This window comes from Acinetobacter chengduensis, from assembly GCF_003664645.1.
Lineage (GTDB): Bacteria > Pseudomonadota > Gammaproteobacteria > Pseudomonadales > Moraxellaceae > Acinetobacter > Acinetobacter chengduensis.
In genome coordinates, this window is sequence record NZ_RCHC01000007.1 from 49,853 (window position 1) to 70,703 (window position 20,851).

At 38.5% G+C, this 20,851-nt stretch carries 13 protein-coding genes and 1 CRISPR repeat array; of the genes, 1 reads left to right on the forward strand and 12 read right to left on the reverse strand.

The window, feature by feature from the left end:
* Positions 1–75: 75 nt before the first annotated feature.
* The 6 genes from D9K81_RS07860 to crp all read right to left on the reverse strand — a co-directional run bounded on the left by D9K81_RS07860 (position 76) and on the right by crp (position 8,825).
* Positions 76–1,242: a GNAT family N-acetyltransferase gene (locus D9K81_RS07860; protein ID WP_120375532.1), complete on the reverse strand. Its 1,167-nt coding sequence runs from the start codon at positions 1,240–1,242 to the stop codon at positions 76–78.
* Between the two features lie 8 nt (positions 1,243–1,250).
* Positions 1,251–2,795 carry a GH3 family domain-containing protein gene (locus D9K81_RS07865; protein WP_120375533.1) on the reverse strand — a complete coding sequence of 515 codons (1,545 nt, stop codon included), beginning with the start codon at positions 2,793–2,795 and terminating at the stop codon, positions 1,251–1,253.
* A gap of 3 nt (positions 2,796–2,798) precedes the next feature.
* Entirely contained in the window at positions 2,799–3,629 is an 831-nt protein-coding gene (locus D9K81_RS07870) for a hypothetical protein (RefSeq protein ID WP_120375534.1), read from the reverse strand.
* 217 nt (positions 3,630–3,846) lie between these two features.
* On the reverse strand, positions 3,847–6,426 hold the full coding sequence (gene clpB / locus D9K81_RS07875) for an ATP-dependent chaperone ClpB (protein ID WP_120375535.1): 2,580 nt from the start codon (positions 6,424–6,426) through the stop codon (positions 3,847–3,849).
* A 412-nt stretch (positions 6,427–6,838) separates the two neighbouring features.
* On the reverse strand, positions 6,839–7,888 hold the full coding sequence (locus D9K81_RS07880; RefSeq protein WP_120375566.1) for an NADP(H)-dependent aldo-keto reductase: 1,050 nt from the start codon (positions 7,886–7,888) through the stop codon (positions 6,839–6,841).
* Between the two features lie 226 nt (positions 7,889–8,114).
* Positions 8,115–8,825, reverse strand: a complete 711-nt coding sequence (crp, locus tag D9K81_RS07885; protein ID WP_120375536.1) for a cAMP-activated global transcriptional regulator CRP — start codon at positions 8,823–8,825, stop codon at positions 8,115–8,117.
* Positions 8,826–8,972: 147 nt separating this feature from the next.
* Here crp and D9K81_RS07890 point away from each other — a divergent pair, with 147 nt between their 5' ends.
* Positions 8,973–9,401 carry an OsmC family protein gene (locus D9K81_RS07890; RefSeq protein ID WP_106986726.1) on the forward strand — a complete coding sequence of 143 codons (429 nt, stop codon included), beginning with the start codon at positions 8,973–8,975 and terminating at the stop codon, positions 9,399–9,401.
* A 115-nt stretch (positions 9,402–9,516) separates the two neighbouring features.
* A CRISPR array of direct repeats spans positions 9,517–11,525; the repeat unit is 28 nt; unit sequence TTTCTAAGCTGCCTACATGGCAGTGAAC.
* Between the two features lie 131 nt (positions 11,526–11,656).
* On the opposite strand, the gene cas6f is transcribed toward D9K81_RS07890, so the two are convergent.
* From cas6f to cas1f, 6 genes are all read right to left on the reverse strand, one after another.
* Positions 11,657–12,259 (reverse strand): type I-F CRISPR-associated endoribonuclease Cas6/Csy4, encoded by a 603-nt coding sequence (gene cas6f, locus D9K81_RS07895; protein ID WP_120375537.1) that lies wholly within the window; start codon positions 12,257–12,259, stop codon positions 11,657–11,659.
* A 2-nt stretch (positions 12,260–12,261) separates the two neighbouring features.
* Positions 12,262–13,275 carry a type I-F CRISPR-associated protein Csy3 gene (csy3, locus tag D9K81_RS07900; protein ID WP_120375538.1) on the reverse strand — a complete coding sequence of 338 codons (1,014 nt, stop codon included), beginning with the start codon at positions 13,273–13,275 and terminating at the stop codon, positions 12,262–12,264.
* A 27-nt stretch (positions 13,276–13,302) separates the two neighbouring features.
* Positions 13,303–14,187, reverse strand: coding sequence for a type I-F CRISPR-associated protein Csy2 (gene csy2 / locus D9K81_RS07905; protein ID WP_120375539.1), 885 nt, complete (start codon positions 14,185–14,187; stop codon positions 13,303–13,305).
* Positions 14,187–15,440 (reverse strand): type I-F CRISPR-associated protein Csy1, encoded by a 1,254-nt coding sequence (gene csy1, locus D9K81_RS07910; protein ID WP_120375540.1) that lies wholly within the window; start codon positions 15,438–15,440, stop codon positions 14,187–14,189. The genes csy2 and csy1 overlap by 1 nt, the downstream gene beginning before the upstream one ends.
* Before the next feature lie 13 nt (positions 15,441–15,453).
* A complete protein-coding gene (cas3f, locus tag D9K81_RS07915; RefSeq protein ID WP_120375541.1) occupies positions 15,454–18,828 on the reverse strand; it encodes a type I-F CRISPR-associated helicase Cas3f in 3,375 nt (1,124 codons plus the stop codon).
* 373 nt (positions 18,829–19,201) lie between these two features.
* Positions 19,202–20,158, reverse strand: a complete 957-nt coding sequence (cas1f, locus tag D9K81_RS07920) for a type I-F CRISPR-associated endonuclease Cas1f (protein WP_120375542.1) — start codon at positions 20,156–20,158, stop codon at positions 19,202–19,204.
* Positions 20,159–20,851: the final 693 nt, after the last annotated feature.

Genomic DNA, 20,851 nt, shown 5'->3' on the forward strand with positions numbered 1-20,851 from the left:
ATCTAAGATCTAAAAAGAGGCCTTTATAGGCCTCTTTTTTATTGAATCATTGTATATTTTAAGCAGCGCTAGCCTTTAAATACGTCCTACATCAAAATAAGTAATACGCGTCCGATCTAACTTATCGTAAGGTTTGGCCTTAAAGCTATGTAAATAGTGCTTAGCTTTTAAAATATGTGATGTGGTATTTTTCATCCAAGCAATCCGTGGGTCATTCTGTGCCAAGGTAATACAATAGGTTTCTTTACCACGGAGTTTGGTTTGCTCTTTGGCATGAAACACCAAACTTGCAAATGCATCTGTATGTTCTGGATGACATAATGGACTATGTAGCATTAAATAATCAAAGGTGCCATTAATCTTAGGTAAAGAAAGCACGCCACGAAATTTGGCATAGGCATTATAAAAAGGCTTCATCAGCTTAAGCGGACGTGAATAATCTAAAACGCGGGTTTGCTTAAAACTTTTTTGATCCCAGAGCCCATAAATCGCCACCAATTTATTATTTTTGTCTCGTACTAAATAAAAATCATCGAGCTTCATTCCCTTCCAATAGGGATGCTGGCCTTCTGCCAAAGCATTGAAATCATAATTCGGTAAAAAATTGAAATGCTCTTTCATTTCAGTCATAAATGCATTGGCATGATCAATTTGATCACGTGTTAATACACTAAATTTAAACTGGTGATACTGCTCTGGCTTCTGTGCTTGTGACACGGTAAATGTCCGAATATCATCATAATAATACGGCAAAGGAAAACCTTTACGTTCATTGTGCAATATCCCTGATGCCAATTTATTGTCTTCTAATACCACACTTTGGAAAATCGTATCGAGTGGTATTTCATCATACACATAATCCATGAGTAAACGCATGACCTTAGCTCCGCGGTACTCTTGGTGCATGCGCAGGTCTGCTACATAGCGCATTAGATCAGGCTGTCCATTGATATAACAGTAGCGCCAACCTAAATTCATCATGCCAATAATTAAATCTGGATCATCTACAGGAACCACCAGTTTAATATCTGGGCGGTTATATTGCGCATGACTTGCACTAATGTAACTTGGTGCCCGTTCATACGATAAGGTAATGCCATTACTTGGAACCGTTTCTGCAATCAAACGCATCAGTTGTTCATCATCTGCAGGGGTTGCAGACCGAACCATAAAGTTAGGTTCATTATTTGAGCGATAAAATAAGCGTTCTTCTACAGGATCTTCTAATACATCTATACTCATCGGAATTCTCAAATTATTTTAGTTTTCATTTTCTTTAAGGGTTCAGGCTTAATGTTGCCTTCAATCATGCCGTTTTTCATGGCTAAGCTTTTGTAATAATCCCAAGCATTGGTCACATGTTTAATTTCTGGCTCGTCTAATTGGCCCAAATCACGTGCCAATTCATAATGAAAGTTCTGCTTTAACAAGCGATCTAATGCCTGCACACTGGGTACCTTAGCCTGATCCCCTTCACTGAGCATGACGTAGTGTGGTTTTTTTTGTGTGCAGTTTTCAATGCCTAAAATGCTGATTGGGAGATAGTTATCTTGCTTAAATTCAGCTAAAACCTTAATGGCAGCACTATGATCAAGCTTCTCACCCACCAAATCGACTGTCATTTTTCGGCCTAAAAAACGAAAGCATGGTACGTTATGGTAAAAATCGACTACTTCTAATTCATCATCTATCACATAGCGTATCAGACCTGAGCCCGTTGTAATTACAGGGCTGACAATATCACCTTTTTTCAGGCGCCATGCTGGAATCGCTTGCTCTGTATCTTGCAATAAAAACTCATAAAAATGCGATTGATAACTGAGCGGAAATTTATCTGCAAATGGAATAGTCACCACACCTTCTGTCGCCCAAAGACCTTTGCCTTCAAAAGCAACATCGGTAATGCGTTGTTGTAGCTGTAGCGCCCACTGCTGGGCACTAGCTGTATCCCAGCTAGAAATTAAACTGAGTTTTGGCCATAAATTTTTCCAACAACTTGGATTTGAAAAATCCATCTGCTTTAACTTATAACTTTGCTCACACGACTTGGGTGCTTTTAAAAAATTTAAGCTACTGCGTTGCCATTGACCACTGCGCAGTACAGCAGAGATTTCATCTTGATGTTGCTCCACCATTTCAAGCAACTGCAAAGCAAAAGTTGGACTCCATACAGAAATCATGCCCAAATTCTTATCCGCAACCAAATAGGTCACCGTTGCAAACATGGCATCTTCTGCTGTTTCAGCCATCGCAATTTCAACAGGTACAGCTTGAGTCACCTTGCTTAAAAAACGTTTCGTTAAATTAAGCAGTGCACTATCATCATTAAGATTACTGTTTTCGAGTAACTGTCGCTGGCTTTCAGGCAACCATGACACGGACCAATAATGTGTCGCATTTTTTAGCTGTGGATGTTGTCGATATAAACTGGTCAGCCACAGGCCAATTGCTTCATCGAGTTCATTTAAGAAATTTTGTGTGTAGGGAATGAACTTAAGTGCCTCGCTTGAGCCACTTGTCGGTTGAAAACGAATAACCTTACTGGCAGCCAAGTGGTTTTTACCACTTTGGCGTGACTGTTCAATTTTATCTTTCCAATCTGCATATCGAGTTAATGGAAATTTTTTAACAAAATCTTCATAACGTAAATTTTGCGAATAATTTTGTTTTAGAAATTGTTTCAACTTTTTGCGTTGTACTGTTTCTAATTGATCCGCCTGTATCCGATAGCGTATATACGCTTTACGGCATGCAAGCTCCAAAACCCGATGTGAGGCCGTAAGTATCATTCCCATAACTTATGCCACCTTCGAATTTGAACTCATAGTTTCAACACGTAGCATTCGTTTAGGCATAAATTTACTGTCATGCTTACTTACGCTTACTGTTTTAGTCATAAAACGACTCAAGTAGCGATACAAGTCACTCCAACGTAGTTCGCCCACACACGGTAATTCAGTGCCCTGAATCCAAGTTGGGTTTTTCTCTTCAAAAAAAGCAATTTTTGTGTTGTTTTGACGCATCTCATTGGAAATTGGTGCGACATCGGCTTTTAATGGTTGGTAATCTTCACCAAAGTTTAGTAGTCCTGTTTCATCATTATAATATTCTGCAAAATATTCTTTGCAGTAAGATTCTACAAAATCTTTGAGGTGACTATTTTTAGCGCCATAGTGTGGATAGTAGCTATAATAGTTATTAGCCAATAAAAGATACGTTTTAAAGCCTTTGGAAATTAAAATCCAATATACAGGCACTAACGGATAACGCATTTTGAAGCTGACAATATAGCGATACATCGCACGCGTGAGCGCACGGTTGCCCCAAAACTCTTTTTCAATAATCGTGTCACCACTAAAAAAGGCGTGGCGAGCTTTACCATTCACCACAAAATCACGTTCAGTGACTGTAGAAAAACCAACAATTTGTTTATCAATAGGTTCAATAATTAAAAAAACACCCGTTTTTTCGAGAAAGTCTTTTTCAAAAATTTCGTAGCGTGTATTGGCATAATATTTCTGATATATGCCATACATCCGTTTCAGTTCTTTGACTGTAATTGAATCTGAGTCGCGGTATTCACTATAAGGCTCACGTTTCAGCTGACGCCAGAGTTTAAATTCCATCATTTTTCAACTTCCTTTTTATCTGCTATCCAGCAGGTTATATTTTTTTGTTTTTTATCTTTGGCTCATGTGGTCTCGACGACCGCGAATTATATTAGAGCGTTCAAATATTGAAATGCAATCTGCTTTACGTATTTCAACAATAAATGCGATGAATGTAAAAAAACCAACCCAGCTTAACTGGGTTGGTTTCATGATTATCTATAAAAGTGTGATTTAGTTAACTTAATTTCATTTTCGAAAATTGTAGTTCACCATCCACACCTTGAATCAAAATGGTATCACCAGGAACAAATTCACCTGCTAATATTTTTTGTGCCAAGCTATTTTCCACTTGTTGTTGAATCGCACGTTTTAATGGTCGAGCACCATAAAGTGGATCAAAACCTGCCTCAATCAACTGATCAAATGCGCTGTCATCTACGGATAAATTCATATCTTTATCACTTAATCGAGCACGTAAACGGTTCAATTGAATATCTGCAATACCACGTATTTGTGCCTTTTTCAGTGAATGGAACACAACAAGTTCATCAATACGATTGATAAATTCAGGGCGGAAATGCTCACCAACAGCAGCCATTACCACTGCTCTAACCTCTTCATCGCTCGCATTGTCACCCAATTCTCGTACATCACTCGAACCTAAGTTTGAGGTCATCACAATCACGGTGTTTTTAAAGTCAATTAAGCGTCCTTGTGAATCGGTCAAACGACCATCATCCAAGACTTGCAATAAGATGTTAAATACATCTGGATGCGCCTTTTCAACTTCATCAAACAGCACAATACTATACGGTTTACGGCGAACAGCTTCTGTTAATACACCGCCTTCTTCATACCCAACATAGCCCGGAGGTGCACCGACCAAACGGCTCACCGAGTGTTTTTCCATAAATTCTGACATATCAATTCGAATAATTGAATCATCACTGTCAAATAAGAAATTACCTAGCGCTTTGGTTAATTCAGTTTTACCTACACCTGTCGGTCCAAGGAATAAGAATGAACCGCTTGGGCGGTTTGGATCCGATAAGCCTGCCCGTGAACGTCGTACTGCATTGGAAACAGCAACTACCGCTTCCTCTTGCCCAACCACACGATTATGCAAGAATGTTTCCATTTGCAGTAGTTTCTCACGCTCACCTTGTAGCATTTTTGCCACAGGGATACCCGTAGCCGCACTCACCACTTCTGCAATTTCATTTTCAGTGACTTTGGTTCGAATAAGTTTAGGCTCCTCATTCACTTCAGCCACTTCTTCTTCATTGAGGCGTTTTTGCAGTTCTGGAATAACGCCATATTGCAAACGGCTGGCTTCGGCCAAATCGCCTTCACGCTGCGCTTTTTCAAATGCTGTACGGGCTTTATCGAGCTCAATTTGCGCTTGATTCGTACCATCTACCAAGCGTTTTTCAGCAATCCACACCTCTTCCAAATCGCTATATTCTTTTTGAACCTCTGCAATTTGTTTTTCAAGGTGCTCAACTTCAACTTTAGATACCGAGTCTGCATCTTTTTTTACCGCCTCAAGTTGCATTTTCAGTTGAATTAAACGACGGTCTAAACGGTCAAGTGGCTCAGGTTTAGAGTCAATTTCCATTTTGATGCGTGATGCTGCTTCATCAATTAAATCAATGGCTTTGTCTGGCAATTGACGATCAGTAATATAACGATGAGACATCTTAGCCGCAGCAATAATCGCTGAGTCTAAAATTTGTACACCATGATGCGTCGCGTATTTGTCTTTAAGACCACGTAAAATCGCAATCGTATCTTCTACGCTAGGTTCATCGACCAAAACTTTTTGGAAACGACGCTCTAAAGCTGCATCTTTTTCAATAAATTGACGATATTCATCTAAGGTGGTTGCACCGACACAGCGGAGCTCACCTCGTGCTAGTGCTGGTTTCAGCATGTTACCCGCATCCATAGCACCATCGCCTTTACCTGCACCCACGAGCGTGTGTAGCTCATCGATGAACAGGATGATTTCACCGTCATATTTGGCCAAGTCTTTTAAAACTGCTTTAAGGCGTTCTTCAAACTCACCTCGGTATTTTGCACCGGCCAACAACGCGCCAAGGTCAAGTGACAATACACGTTTACCTTTGAGGCTTTCTGGTACTTCACCATTCACAATACGCTGTGCTAAACCTTCAACAATTGCGGTTTTACCCACACCTGGCTCACCAATTAACACTGGGTTATTTTTGCTACGACGTGACAATACCTGAATGGTACGACGGATTTCTTCATCACGTCCAATCACTGGGTCAAGTTTCCCTTCCAATGCACGCGCATTTAAGTCTAGGGTATATTTATTGAGTGAATCACGTTGATCTTCGTGGTTATTACTCATCACTGCTTCGCCACCTCGAATATGTTCAATAGATGTACGTAACTTATCTGTTGTTACGCCAACACTATTTAAAATACTTTTTGTTTTACCTGTTTCAGCTAAAGCCAATAGCACCCAATCTGTAGACAGGAATTCATCTCCTGCTTTTTGGGCAAAACTATCCGCTAGGTTAAGTGCCTTTACTGCATCTGGGTTTAAATTAATATCCCCTGTTGGGTTTGCCAGCGTAGCAGCATCTTTCATCGCTTGCTGTAACTTGGCTTTGAGCTCAATTAAATTAGCGCCTGCTTGTTGAAGCAAACTTTGGTTGGATGGCTCTTCAAGTAGCACCGATAAAATATGAATGCCTTCAATTGCCGTATGGTCTTTGCCTGCAGCCAATGATTGTGCATCGGATAATGCTTGCTGTAGGCGATTTGTGAATTTTTCAAAACGCATTCTTGTTATTCCTCACAACAAATTTCTAACTTGATACATATATGGGTATGAAAAACAGCTTTTCAATATTATTTTTATTATATTTTTCATAAACTTAATTTATTTTTTAGATGCAATTCAATATTAATATTGGTACAGATGATGATAATTTCAAGCAAGCTATTTAAAAAATTCTCATCTGATACTACAAACCATCATCAGATCACCCACATCACGATCACATCCTATAGAAAACAGTGTCTCTTAGCTCAATATGCGCCTATTTGTATTGAGTAGCACTGACATTTGAGTACAATTTTATTGCATTTTAATGAATACACCTTTTCAGCACGTTATATCTCGATTAATCAAATTCAGAATAAAAAATGCCTTCTCAAGAGGAAGGCACTTTAACTGTGGCATCTGCTCTAGATTACGGCGCTGGATTAGGCTGTTGACGATGAATAGCTTCAATCCCTTGTAATAGCTCTGGAGATAAATTGATATCAAAGGCATCAATATTTTCTTTGAGCTGATCTAAATTGGTCGCACCAATAATCGTACTGCTGACAAAGAACTGTTGCTTAATAAAGGCAAGCGCCAATTGTGTCAGACTGAGGCCATGTTGCTCTGCTAGCTGTGCGTACTGCTCTGTTGCCCATATACTTTCTGGGTTGCTATAACGGCTAAAGCGAGAGTACAAAGTCACACGTGCATTTGCAGGACGTGCACCATGACGGAATTTACCTGTCAGATAGCCAAATGCCAAGGGTGAATACGCCAGCAAGCCCACACCTTCATATTTGGCAATTTCAGACATGCCCACTTCATAGCTACGATTCAGCAAGCTATACGGGTTTTGTACGCTCACAACTTTTTCTAGGCCTAGCTTTTCTGCCAAGTGTAAAAACTTCATCGTGCCCCACGGCGTTTCATTGGATAACCCGATGTGACGGATACGGCCTTTTTTTACTTCATTACTTAACGCGAGCAGTGTGTCTTCAAGTGCCGTGACCTCTCGTGTATCGTTGGCTTCTGTATTGCCATAGCCTAACGTGCCAAAGAAGTTGGTTGAGCGCTGTGGCCAGTGCAATTGGTATAAGTCGATATAATCTGTTTGTAAGCGTTTTAAAGAGCCATCTAAAGCTGATTCAATTTCGCTGGCAATAAAGCGTGTTTGACCATTACGAATTTGACTCCCCCCTTGTGAAGGGCCTGCAATTTTACTAGCTAAAATAATTTTGTCTCGGCCACCGCGCTGTGCTAACCAATTGCCAATCACTTGCTCGGTTGAGCCTTGTGTTTCTGGCTTAGGTGGAACGGGATACATTTCCGCAGTATCCCAAAAATGAATACCACGCTCTAAAGCATAGTCTAATTGTGCAAAACCTTCGGCTTGATTATTTTGCTCGCCAAAGGTCATCGTGCCTAAACAGATTTCTGGAACCAGAATTCCCGATTGGCCTAGTGCTTTATATTGCATAGTGTTTACTTCCATGTTCTTGCTCGATTTTACGGGCTTGAACTTTAAATAAGGTCTTGATCAATCCAATTTAAGACTACTCTAATTATGCCCTTGGCAAAAATCATATTTTTATCCAAGTTTTGCATAAATCTACACATGACATGGCACTTAGCACCCAAGGCGTTAAAATACCAGACATAAAAAAAGCAAATCCTAAGATTTGCTTTTTTTGCTTCAGAAGAACTTATTCTTCGTCATCGAATTCTTCAGATGAAAAATCATTATTTTGTTCTAATGACGCATCAAAAATCAGAATTGCTTTACCATCTGTTTCGATCATGCCTTGTTCTTCAAGTGTTTTAAGAACGCGACCAACCATTTCACGCGAACAACCCACAATACGGCCAATTTCTTGACGTGTAATACGAATTTGACGACCATTTGGAAGAATCATCGCTTCTGGCTGCGAAGATAAATCGATTAGACAGCGCGCAATACGACCTGATACGTCAATAAATGCTAAGTCAGTCACTTTACGTGTCGTATTTTTCAAACGACGGACCAACTGTGCAAATACTGCATAGCTCAAGTCTGGATATTGCTTGCTAAGTTCATGGAAGTTTTCGTAAGTCACTTCTGCAATTTCACACACATCGCGCGTACGGACTTCCGCAGTACGTTGTGCATTCGTTTCGAATAGCCCCATCTCCCCAAAGAAGTCACCCGCATTTAAATATGCTACGACAATTTCACGTTCATCGTCTTCACGAAGAATGATGGATACAGACCCCTTCAGAATTAAATACAAAGATTTAGATTCTGACCCTGCATCAATGATCGTAGTACGTTTTGGGTAACGGTTAATATATGCACGTTTTAATAATGCTTTCACTGAGTCTGGTAATTGGCCAGGTGACAGTGCATCTGTGCTAAGTTGTGAAAAGTTTGAAGTCATGCTAACAGTTCCGAATATGGATAATTTATAGATCGCACAAGACCTAAAATGAACGTGTCACACGCAAGAGATGAAATTCCTTATCAGCTCAATTTATGTTAGTGTACAGGTACTTCGTAAATTTATAGCTTTTTTTAGGGACTTGCAATGCAAACAAGTGTTCATTGGCTAGAGAATGTTGCATTTGAGGCAAAAACTCAAAGTGGACATAGCATAATCATGGATGGTTCAGCAGAATACGGTGGCGAAAACCGTGGACCGCGTCCAATGGAATTGATTTTAAATGGCCTTGGTGGTTGTGCTTCTTTTGATATTGTGACCATTTTAAAGAAAGCGCGCCAAGATATTACAGCGGTTCGTTGTGACTTAAGTGCTGAACGTGCAGACACAATCCCTGCTGTATTTACCAAAATTCATTTACATTTTGTGGTTACAGGTAAAGGTGTAAAGGAAAAGCAAGTTGCAAAAGCAGTTGAACTTTCTGCTGAAAAATACTGTTCTGCAAGTAAAATGCTGATGGATGGTGGTGTTGAAATTACCCATGATTTTGAAATTTTAGAAGCTGAAGCGGTTTAAAACTTAAATCCAAAGCTTGCATAAATTGGCCCTAATTCTTGTTAGGGCTTTTTTATATTTAAGATTAAAAGACACCTATGAACATATTCAATTGTGAGCGGTAAAAAATACAATTTTTCTAAGCTGCCTACATGGCAGTGAACTTAAAAGATTACGGGAAGATAATAGCTTATGCTTTCTAAGCTGCCTACATGGCAGTGAACTCTTGGCAACATTGACAAAAAAAAAGCCCACTTTTCTAAGCTGCCTACATGGCAGTGAACGAGATGGCTAATTGCGTTTGACCTTCGGCTAATTTTCTAAGCTGCCTACATGGCAGTGAACTTACAACTTGCATAACCGCTTTGGCTTTAAAATTTCTAAGCTGCCTACATGGCAGTGAACATGAACAATAGTGCTTTGCTAATTGAGCCTGCTTTCTAAGCTGCCTACATGGCAGTGAACCAATACCGATAGTCGTTCTTTTTTTTGTAATTTTTCTAAGCTGCCTACATGGCAGTGAACTTCGCCAGTGGTATCAGAAGCAAATACTTTTTTTTCTAAGCTGCCTACATGGCAGTGAACAAGGAAGCAGGCATTGCTGAAGATATGTCTGATTTCTAAGCTGCCTACATGGCAGTGAACCACCTAATTGCTCATTTGCCAAATCACCATTATTTCTAAGCTGCCTACATGGCAGTGAACGCGCAGTTTATGAGTATGAGCAGTTGCAGAGCTTTCTAAGCTGCCTACATGGCAGTGAACATAATGTCGGTGGCACTTGTTATTCTTTGCTTTTTCTAAGCTGCCTACATGGCAGTGAACTTGCGGTTAGGAAGTTGAGTGATGCATCAATTTTTCTAAGCTGCCTACATGGCAGTGAACGGTGTGCTGTATTTTGCAGATGATTTTGTCACTTTCTAAGCTGCCTACATGGCAGTGAACCTGAAATTCGTACTGCTTTAGCTCCTTATGATTTTCTAAGCTGCCTACATGGCAGTGAACTGACGTTGGCAATCTGTCATAAGGATGGTTAATTTCTAAGCTGCCTACATGGCAGTGAACACCCCGCAATCTAACCCTATCAACCAAAGATATTTCTAAGCTGCCTACATGGCAGTGAACATCGTTCAATCGAACTTGTCAGAGAACAATTTTTTCTAAGCTGCCTACATGGCAGTGAACTAAGTAAAACGCCAGACGATGGCAAAACTTATTTTCTAAGCTGCCTACATGGCAGTGAACCAAAAGTAAATAGAGCTGGCGACACGATTACATTTCTAAGCTGCCTACATGGTAGTGAACTCTCATTTGATGTAAGTGAAAGCCGAGTTCAATTTCTAAGCTGCCTACATGGCAGTGAACGAAATGTTCTTATCTGAAACCGAGGCAATGCATTTCTAAGCTGCCTACATGGCAGTGAACCTTACTTTAATGAAAACGATGTTCTCGATATTTTTCTAAGCTGCCTACATGGCAGTGAACTTACGCCAGCCAATCCAGCAGTCAAGTTGCTTTTTCTAAGCTGCCTACATGGCAGTGAACCTGCATATTCGTTCACCACTGCAAGCATGACGTTTCTAAGCTGCCTACATGGCAGTGAACTATCAACTTCAACAAATTCAATTGTCGGAATTTTTCTAAGCTGCCTACATGGCAGTGAACCATGGCCAAGCATAGTCGCCGCTTTGGAGTTCTTTCTAAGCTGCCTACATGGCAGTGAACAAAAATACGGTGCAAAATTCTTTGCAAACAATTTTCTAAGCTGCCTACATGGCAGTGAACTGACAACATGTAGAATAAACAACATGAAAACATTTCTAAGCTGCCTACATGGCAGTGAACTTAAGGCCCTCAACCAAAAAGAGTGCATCTTATTTCTAAGCTGCCTACATGGCAGTGAACATATTGCTGTAAATGTAAAGCACGACGATGGCTTTCTAAGCTGCCTACATGGCAGTGAACCATGCGCCGGCAACAACACCGAATAAATTCAATTTCTAAGCTGCCTACATGGCAGTGAACATACTTCTTCCATGCGCTGAGAACGTGCCAAATTTCTAAGCTGCCTACATGGCAGTGAACCTGAAGCCAAAGATTTGTTGGCTACTGCACAGTTTCTAAGCTGCCTACATGGCAGTGAACAGTGATCTTATAGCAAAAAATAAAGTTATAACAGTGAGTTAACCATTAAAATCTATAAAAGACCCAAGTTTTAACTCACGTTTATAACTTATTGATTTTATTAAGCTGTTAAAGAGTGAAAAAATATTGGGTTAAAATTCAGGTACAGTTGATACCGAACTTAAACCATAAGTGCTAAAAACCTGAGTTTCAGATTTTTCTGCAGATTCTTTTTTAATAAAGAGTTTAAAGCTTTTGTCAGAGGTTAAACTTTTCATTTGGATATAAGGCAAATCCGTAGTTGTGACTACATTGCTATAGCGTGCCAATGCTTCATCAAAGCCGATATCACCACGTTTCACACGATGACGTGCCAAGCGTTCAGCATTGGTTTTTATCTGTTTACGGCTATACATTGCATAACCTGTAATTTTTGTTTCAGGGACTTCTCGAATAGAAATAATATGCAAATAGTCTGTTAAACGCTCTAACCATTTGGAAATGTTTAATTTCTCTAAATCTGCTTGAGTTTCTGCAAAGATCCTAAGCTTATCTCCCAAATGTACTTTCGATTTTTTGGCCTCATCACCCTGTTCGTAAATATATTTAGGAAAACTTAGCCCAATATTTACTTTTTCATTTGCATCTTTGATCTCTGCCAAGCCAATGTGTAATTGGGTATAGAGCTTAGACCAAATGAAATATGGGGAAATTTCAGCTTGATCAATCAAGGTAATTTCCTGATAAAATTTCATAGTTAATCCTTAGAACTTTGACCAAATACACCGCCACGCACAAGAACAGCCATGACATAATGTTCCTGCTCTGTATTTTCTAAGCTCTCACCAAGTGCATATTTATCAAATAAGCTAAAGAAGTCTTGCTTGGCTTTTGGCGTACGATACGCTTTACCTAAATTCGTTACTGCACCATAAGGTTCAATCGCAATTGCTGTTTTTTTATCATCAAACTCAGGATACCAAGTATCAATGGTACGTAACGCATTACCTACTTTTTGTGAATGCATCGCTGCAACATCATTCACTTGATAAAGGATTTTACTTTTATCCCCTTTGCCTTTATCCAAGACCAATTCTTCACTCGGATAAACCTCCTGCGCTTTACCCACCAAAGCATAAGCTTCGATTTTAATGAGTAAATAAGGTACTTGACCTTTTAGAGCTTGAGCAATTTGATCTGCCAAATGCTGAACTTTTGCATCGACATTGTCAAAATCATGTAGTGCGTAATCAAAAGCATTGAAAGTCACAGTGTCTTGTTCATTTACTGTGACCACAACTTCAACTTTTTCAGCACCAACACGGTTACGCCATAAAAAACGTGCATTGGCAATATTCAATGCATAACGCTTTGCGAGTTCACTAAAACCATATTGTGCAATATAATTTTTTGCCACAGTTTGATATGAATTGAAAAAAGTTTCATTGTTACAAGCCGATGGTTGCTCAACTCCACCCAAAACTTTAAGGGTAAATGCCACTTTTAGAGTGTCTTGATTTTCACCCAAAGCACAGGCATCAACTTTTTGTAAATTGGCTTTTTCAACTTCGGCATTGAGTTTTAATGGATCGCCTGCAACCGCAGGTTTTAAACGGTTTGAAATCGTACCACGCACCGATTTTTCGATCAGTTTTAAAGCAGATTGTTCTGTACGATTTGCCCAAGTCGTACCATAAAAATAACCATCAGATGGAACCAGTTTCTTTTCAAATGCAAGTACGCTTGCAACCGATTTTTCATTTTTAGCCATGAGAATTTTCCCTATTTAAATTTTCAATTAAAGTGTTATTAAGTTTTGGCAAAGATATAAATCATTTTCTAAATCAACATGGTATTGCCATAACAGTTGATCAATACTTTCAATGCGGAATGGCATGACAAACTCCCCCAAAGTCAGCACACTTTCTGCAAAACGATGTGGTGTACTAGCATCTCGCTGATTTTTGGCTTTCCCGAGTTCAGAAATCCCCTGAAACCCCACCGCAATCGGTACGAGCCAACCTTGTGCTTTACGTTTTGATGTCCAAGTGACTTTGCCTTCTTCATCTTGAGTCGAGCTATGTGTAACTTTGAGATAATCTAAAACGCTATCCAAAGCATCTTTGCCTTCTTGCATACTCGTTAAAACAAGATCACGGCGTTCAATCAGCACATGCCCAAGCATGAGTTTATTTAAAATTGGGCGTAGTTGTTTTTCCTGATCTTCATCCTCATCAAAATCTAGAACACTACATTTTTTGACTGATAGAACATCACCACTCGCAAATTTCATACTTGCGACGATGCCCTGCACAATTTCTAAAAGATGCTCTCTTTTTTTCTTTGATAGAGAGTCAACTTCAATCAAAAGCGACACATCCAAATGGCAACGTGCTTCTTCAATAAAAGCAGGTCGATTACCATCTTTATCGAGTGGATTGGCTGTACCGACAATGGAGTGAACAAAATCACCACGACCTTTATAGGTCTGTAAATTAAAATCGTGACAACTGACAGCAACTTTACTCAAATTTAAGTCACACCCCTGTTGATTTAATTTCCGTTGTAAAGCATGAACTGCACCAAGCCATGCAGTCATTGCTGGAAAACCAATGGTATATGGACTGCTCATGGCATTGGCATTATGGAGTTGAAGATGCGGAATAAATAAAAAATGGCGCATTAGAAAAACTCCTTCGCTTGTTGCAGTGATTTTTCAACACGTTGTTTCACTTCATTAATTTCGCCTGTTCCTAATTTAAAAACATCATTAATGACTTTTTCATAACTGCGTAAAATCCAACGTGCAATATCTTCACTCAACTCATTACGCCATTCGCTATCATCTTCTCGCTGCGTCACATAAATTTGATCTAACCAAACACGCTGTAACTTTGGCAAACTTGCATAATAATCTTGCTGTGACCAACCTTCAGAATAATATTCCCGAATTTTAAAGCCTTGTAATAACACCTGATCAATCACAAATTGAATGATGTTGCGAATCGCAGTCCGAATATCAATATTATTAAGATCCAATTGCATAAACTTATGCAATTGAATAAAACTGTCCTGAAAGTTTTTGCGATATAAACACTGTGCAAAAAAATCAGTTTTAGGTAAACGTACTGTTCGTTTTTCTAAAACAGGTGGGCAGCTTGAAAGTAAATACGCACGTCCCGCATTTTGACTATTTAACACACTGACGTTTTGAGGTTTAGATCCACCTAAAGCTATTTCTGTTAAATCAAAAATATCTTCATAATCATATTCACTAAATTTATTATCTCTTTTAAAGCTACGAGCTTGTTTAGAAATTTCATTAAACCTTATGAGATTTAAACGTTGAAGCAATTCCGTAGTTACTACTGAAGGTGTGAGTAAAGATAATAAGTGATAATCATTTTCTACAGGAAAATAAACTTGTTTGAGCAATTTGTGCGTTTTAGGTGGCTCAGGATCAATCATTAATTTTGACAACGCTTTTTTAGCTTCATCGAAATCTAAGCCATAGCTTTTAATGAATTCTTTAATTTCATTCGACTCATTTTTCAAGTGATCCCAAATCGTTTGTTCATTAACCGGTTCTGTCAAGAATAAATAAATTTCTTTCACAAAACTGTCAGTTGCAGCATTCCCAAATAAGTCAAAACCATTTTCATAGTTAACATTATTGGTAGATAAAAGCCCATTATTTACTTGAGGAGCTGAAAACATAAAACATGAAGTTTTCGCATCTGGATGCGTGAACGTACTCGAATGGGTTGTAATTGCATGCCTAGCTTGCTTAATTGCCTTACTCAACCATGCTGACTTTTCGTATCTGGTTTCCGATTCACTTAACAACTCAAGAGGCTGCTCTTTTCCTTTTGATTTCCTTTCAAGCCAAGCATTTTTTTGTCTTAAAAGATATTGTTCAAAAATGCTATCTATCATTACCACCCCCCCCTTATTTAGAATATTGAACCACCAAACCAAATTGGTCTGAGTACATCAATGTTTTATTTTCATCATATTCTGGCAACATGATTTCCCCATAACGTCTTGATAATTTTTCTACTTCATCATCAATATGCTGATTTTCTGAAACTTTCTCAACAGCCATACGACATAAAATGTCGTAATAATCTCGATTCAGCCATAATCGTTGCTGTTCTAGTTCATTCAATGCATAAGGCTTGATTTTATAAAAACCATTACGGTCAATATAACGACCTAAATTATCTTTCTCAGAAAGCACAAGCTTATGATCTTTACACACTGCAAAAAGCTGAATATTCGGTGAACTTTGCCGAAATGGTGCAAATCGCTGCGGTAGCGCAGTTAAAAACCAATACTGTGTCAACCATGCATTCAGTGGTTTTGCCCCGACTTGTTTATAATTGGTCAAGCTATGCGCTAAAACGGCATGTTCCAGATCAGCTAATTTTTCGGTGGCTTTTAATGGGATCTGTGCCTGAATACGGGGAATTGCATTAATCCCTGCATGGTCATCCAAATCAATTAACTCAGATAAATTTTTGGTTTTTAATTTAAATTTATCATTATTGATTTCAAACCCCGGTTTCTCAAATGCTACTTTTGCACTACGAAGCCCTTTTAAGTTGTATTGCAATAACGCTATATTCGGCTCTTGAATGTCCTGCTCTAATCGACGATGACGTAAAACCCGCCCTGCCAACTGGATAATTGAGCGATATGATGAGGGTTCAACAATCGCCCAATCAAAATCATGATCACGCCCAACTTCTTCCACAGGCGTTGCCACTAGAATAAAAATCACATGCTCAGCTTCTGTACTGTCCAAATGCTGACGAATTACGTCATTTGAAAATGCAACAGGTTGTTCACCATATTTTTCTTTACGCTTTAAAACTGAGTCTAAATGTCGTTCCTGTTCACTGCGTAATAACAACACCTGTCGGCTGTGATATGCCATCGAACGTGGCGCAATATTTTCAGACCACTCAGCATTGAGTAAAAATTGTGTCAGTGCCACACACGGTGGAATATTAGCAACCCTCACCACACCAAAAGAAACTTTTCTACCTGTTTTCGAATCTACTGTGTGATGATGTTGATGTAACTGCTCTATGTTTTGTCGAATCCGATCAAAATATTGCTGTTGAATACTGTCATCAAGTTGCTTTTGTTCTTTCTGTGCAACTAAATCATCACATTCAATGATATAGGCTTTATGTTTAATGATTTGTTCAGCCAAAGACTTTGCTCGAATAGCAACAAAGGCATCATGACCCTGCTTATAATTTTTAATGATGTTGTCTGATTCAGTTAAATCTACAGTTTGAGTCTGTGCATTAAACTCATCTACACACATGCCCACTACTTGCGACTGTTTTAATTTTTTAAAGGCACAATACAGCTTCCAACCCTGCTGATACACATTAAAAAAACCTTCAGCCAGTGCAGGTGGAATCGTTGCTGATGAGATCATCACTTTACGACCTAGCATCGCTGTTAAATGAATGAGTCGAGCAATGGCAATTAGATCCTGCCCATTAAAATCATCCACTTCGTCAATCACTAAATCTGAAGATGAAAGTCGTAAACTTGGCAAAATATATTTTCCACCACGTTTGGTTTCCGTTGCCGACATGATATGGTCAATCGTACAAGCCAAAACAGGTTTATATAAAAAGGCTTTATTGCGTTCAGCCTGAGCCTGTGGAAATAGCACATTCATAAAATCAGCTTGAGGCATATCACCATAATCAAGCTCATTATCCAAAAGCTGTTCTAAAGATTCCGAACCAATTTCATCATAATTTTCTGGTATGTCTTCTGTTTTATTCTGTTGTTTATGATGCAATTCTTGTACAGCTTTAGAACCAATCAACACCGCCAATTCATCATTACTTAGACCAATATCTTTACGGTATGAATCACCCGTTTGTAGAGTTAAAGTTCGCAGTCCCAATGCCAGCACATAACGTAAAGACTGCCCATCTTTCGACAAGGCTTGCATAATTTTAGCATTGGCAATGGTTTTTCCTTTACCTGTACTTGCCATATTGACAATAAACCAACCTTGCTCAAGCGCATCTTCGTGCTTTTGTTTAAATTGCTTAATCTCTTTGACCGCATTGTCCTGCCATTCAAAACCTTGTGGACTTTTCTTTTTTAATTTTTGAATATCGTAGGCTGGTTCCATTTCATCTGCCAAACGACTTAAAGATTGCGCCACACGCATCGCATTGTCACTGACACGGACTAAATGCTCATCTAGAAATTGCTTTGGTTGTTTGGTTTCATAATCTGTATTGGCAATTAAACTTAGATCGGTTTTCCACGTTTTGTCTGCTTCACAGGATGAATAATAATGATCCCCCATCATCAAACATAGACGTGCATGATGTAGCACCACACGCCAACTGCCATCTGACAAAACTTGTTCAATATTGTCTTTTTCCTGCAACAAGCGTGCAGACCATTTTTTAATTTGTTTTGTCCATTCAACTGAATGACTCAATAAGCCTTGTTCAAACTGAAAACATTGTAAAAGCCGTTGCTGATATTCCTGTCCATCAAACTTATTTTGATAGCCCCAATCCGCTTCAATAAATTCAAATAAATCAGTGATATTTTTCGCAGGTTCATCACTAAATTCTTTAAGTTCAGCTTCATCTTTTAAATTTGGTAAACGATGATGTGACACAATTAACCATGCAACAAGCTGTGCTAATGGTGGGAGATTATCTAATGCTTTGGTTTTATCTAAATTTTGCGCAACCACATCTTTAAGCTGTTGTTCGCTCCATGATTTATTGATTAATAAATTCAGCCATGCATCATCAGATGATGGATTTTCAGAAGATTGTACTAAAGCATTCAGTAATAGGCAGGAAATCCATTCATGCCGTAATGGATCACCTTTAAAAGTACCATTTTTATCTGTGAGTTTGCTTTGAAATAAAACTGTGGCTTTGCCCCAATCATGTAATAGAGCAGATATTGCAACGAGGGATTTAATTAAAGGTAAATAGTGCCAATCATTTTCCCATTTATTCTGATCGAGTTTCTTCTGCGTCCGATTCACAGGCACAATTCCCTCTGAATTAAACTTATTCCGATTCCCCACAACCCACAATAACTCGCTTCTACGTCGTCCACGAATCCAATGACAACTCACCGCAGTGCTTTTGGTCACAGTTTTACGTAAGAGTTTTTTTACTGCAATTAGACCGTCTTCAGTAATCACCGTTTGCCACGTGTTATCTCCGATCCGATCTGCAAAAGCATCGAGTACACGGCGAGTTCGTGGAATGGCTTTCTTTTCACATTGGGAAATAAAAGTTACGATCATAGTTCAGCACCACGCAAGATAACCATCTTATGAAGTGTGAATGCGCGGATTGTATTAAATATGCTTAATACAATCCGCAACACAAGCTGCCTATATGGCAGTGAACATGGCATATCAAAGATACGTCTATTATTTTCTAAGCTACCTACTTGATAGTTCCAGCTCTTTATTATATCAATAACTTATTCATTCAATGTAATGTTTAGATTCAATTGAGGATTAAATGTTAGAGAAACGTTAATCGACCAAACAACCGAAATAAAAATAAAAATCCAAATTTTACGATTAAACATAAGAAATATCCCTCAACAATTAATATTGAAGAAAATATCACCAATACAAAACAAATACAACCATAATAGACGTATCTATATTATTTAAAATATTTTAATGACATGGTCACAGCTTTCACCTGATCAAACATGAAATCTAAACATCGGTGTTCGGTAAATTTCTGCAACACCTGAGATCTGAACTCTTGCTCAGACATCTTTTCTTTAGCACTAATAAAAGCATACGGTAGCACCACAGCATCCTTAATTAAATCTGCGATATCAAACACCAAAGCTCCACGGCGAGTTTTGCCATGCATCACCGCAAAGCCGTGCGGAATACCTAATACCCAAAGTGTGGTTGCTGCTAAGCCGTAGGCCAAATAATTCCCATGATTTAAAAAATCATTTGCTAAATCCCCTTGTTCAGGGTTGCGGCTAAAATCTTTCGAGCCTGTACGTGTCGCAGCAATTTTATATAGCTGCTTGGTGGTAGTAGCTTCAGCAAGCAATAAATCGCCAACTTTATTTAAATTTGGAATTTTCTTTTCAAAACCATCTAAAGCATTTTGAACATCTAAATCATCCAAATAAAAGCCTTCGGCTTTTAAATCACGATCTTTGTCCCAAACTTTTCGGATAAATTCAATCCGTGCAAGCTGGAACTGTTTAGCAACCTCTAAACGCTTCTGATCATCAAACCAGAATTGCATCCATCCTTGCATATACTCCGTGGGTCTATATTCACTTTGTGGTGTAATCCATTCAATTTCACAGCCCATAAATAACGGCGTTCCACCACCGCCACAAAAACCTACTAAAACACCCGCACTAGCAAGCATACGCATGGCGGCTTGTGTGATAGATGTGCCTGTACCAAGCATAATTACAGTAGTATTGGCAATAGGAATATTCCAATACTGATTTTCACTTTTCGCTTCGGTCAGATACAGAACACGACCATCCTTTTGCATGACACGGCAATATTCTAAGTAATACACATTGGCACGTTTAGAATGTAATATCGCCTTCAAATCTGATGAATTTAGTTGTTCCATTTTTATTTATAATCGTAAATTATTTAATTTATTATAAAAAAATTATGTCTTAATTCAATTCGACTAAAAATCTATTACGACAATATATGTCGTTTATATTTTTCTAAATTTTAAATAGATCTCTTTTAAAAAAAAGTTTATGAGAGGCGCTTATTTAATTTAAAGCACACGCCTACTTGTAAGTGAAGAATATATTATGAGGATTCCTCCCATCTAAGAAATAAGTCTATTTAACTCATCATAAAGAATGCTGTTTAGTACAAATTTTTTATTTCTTAAATTCTAATTCTTTAGATCATTCTTTTAAAATCTGTAATAGCCACACTTTTAACTAACTCATTAACTCAATCATTTTAGTGAGACTAAACTTCTAAGTAGGATTTCATTTTTAATTCACTATATGGAAGTTATTCTCATCCTTTTTCTACGCTGTTTAACCATCGAGCACGTTTGTGCCACATCATAGACATCCGTCAAATAGACAGAAGCCCATTCGAATATTAAATGAAATGCTTCAACTTCTAATCGTGTGCCATGATCACATAACAAATTCAAAAATTCTTGACGTAAATTTAACTGCATTATCGGCAAAAAATACCGATTATAAGGATAGTACGGTTAAGGCTAGACTTTACTCAAGACAATAAAAAAGGGTTTTAAACTACTGATTTCGCTTAAAACCCTTATAACATA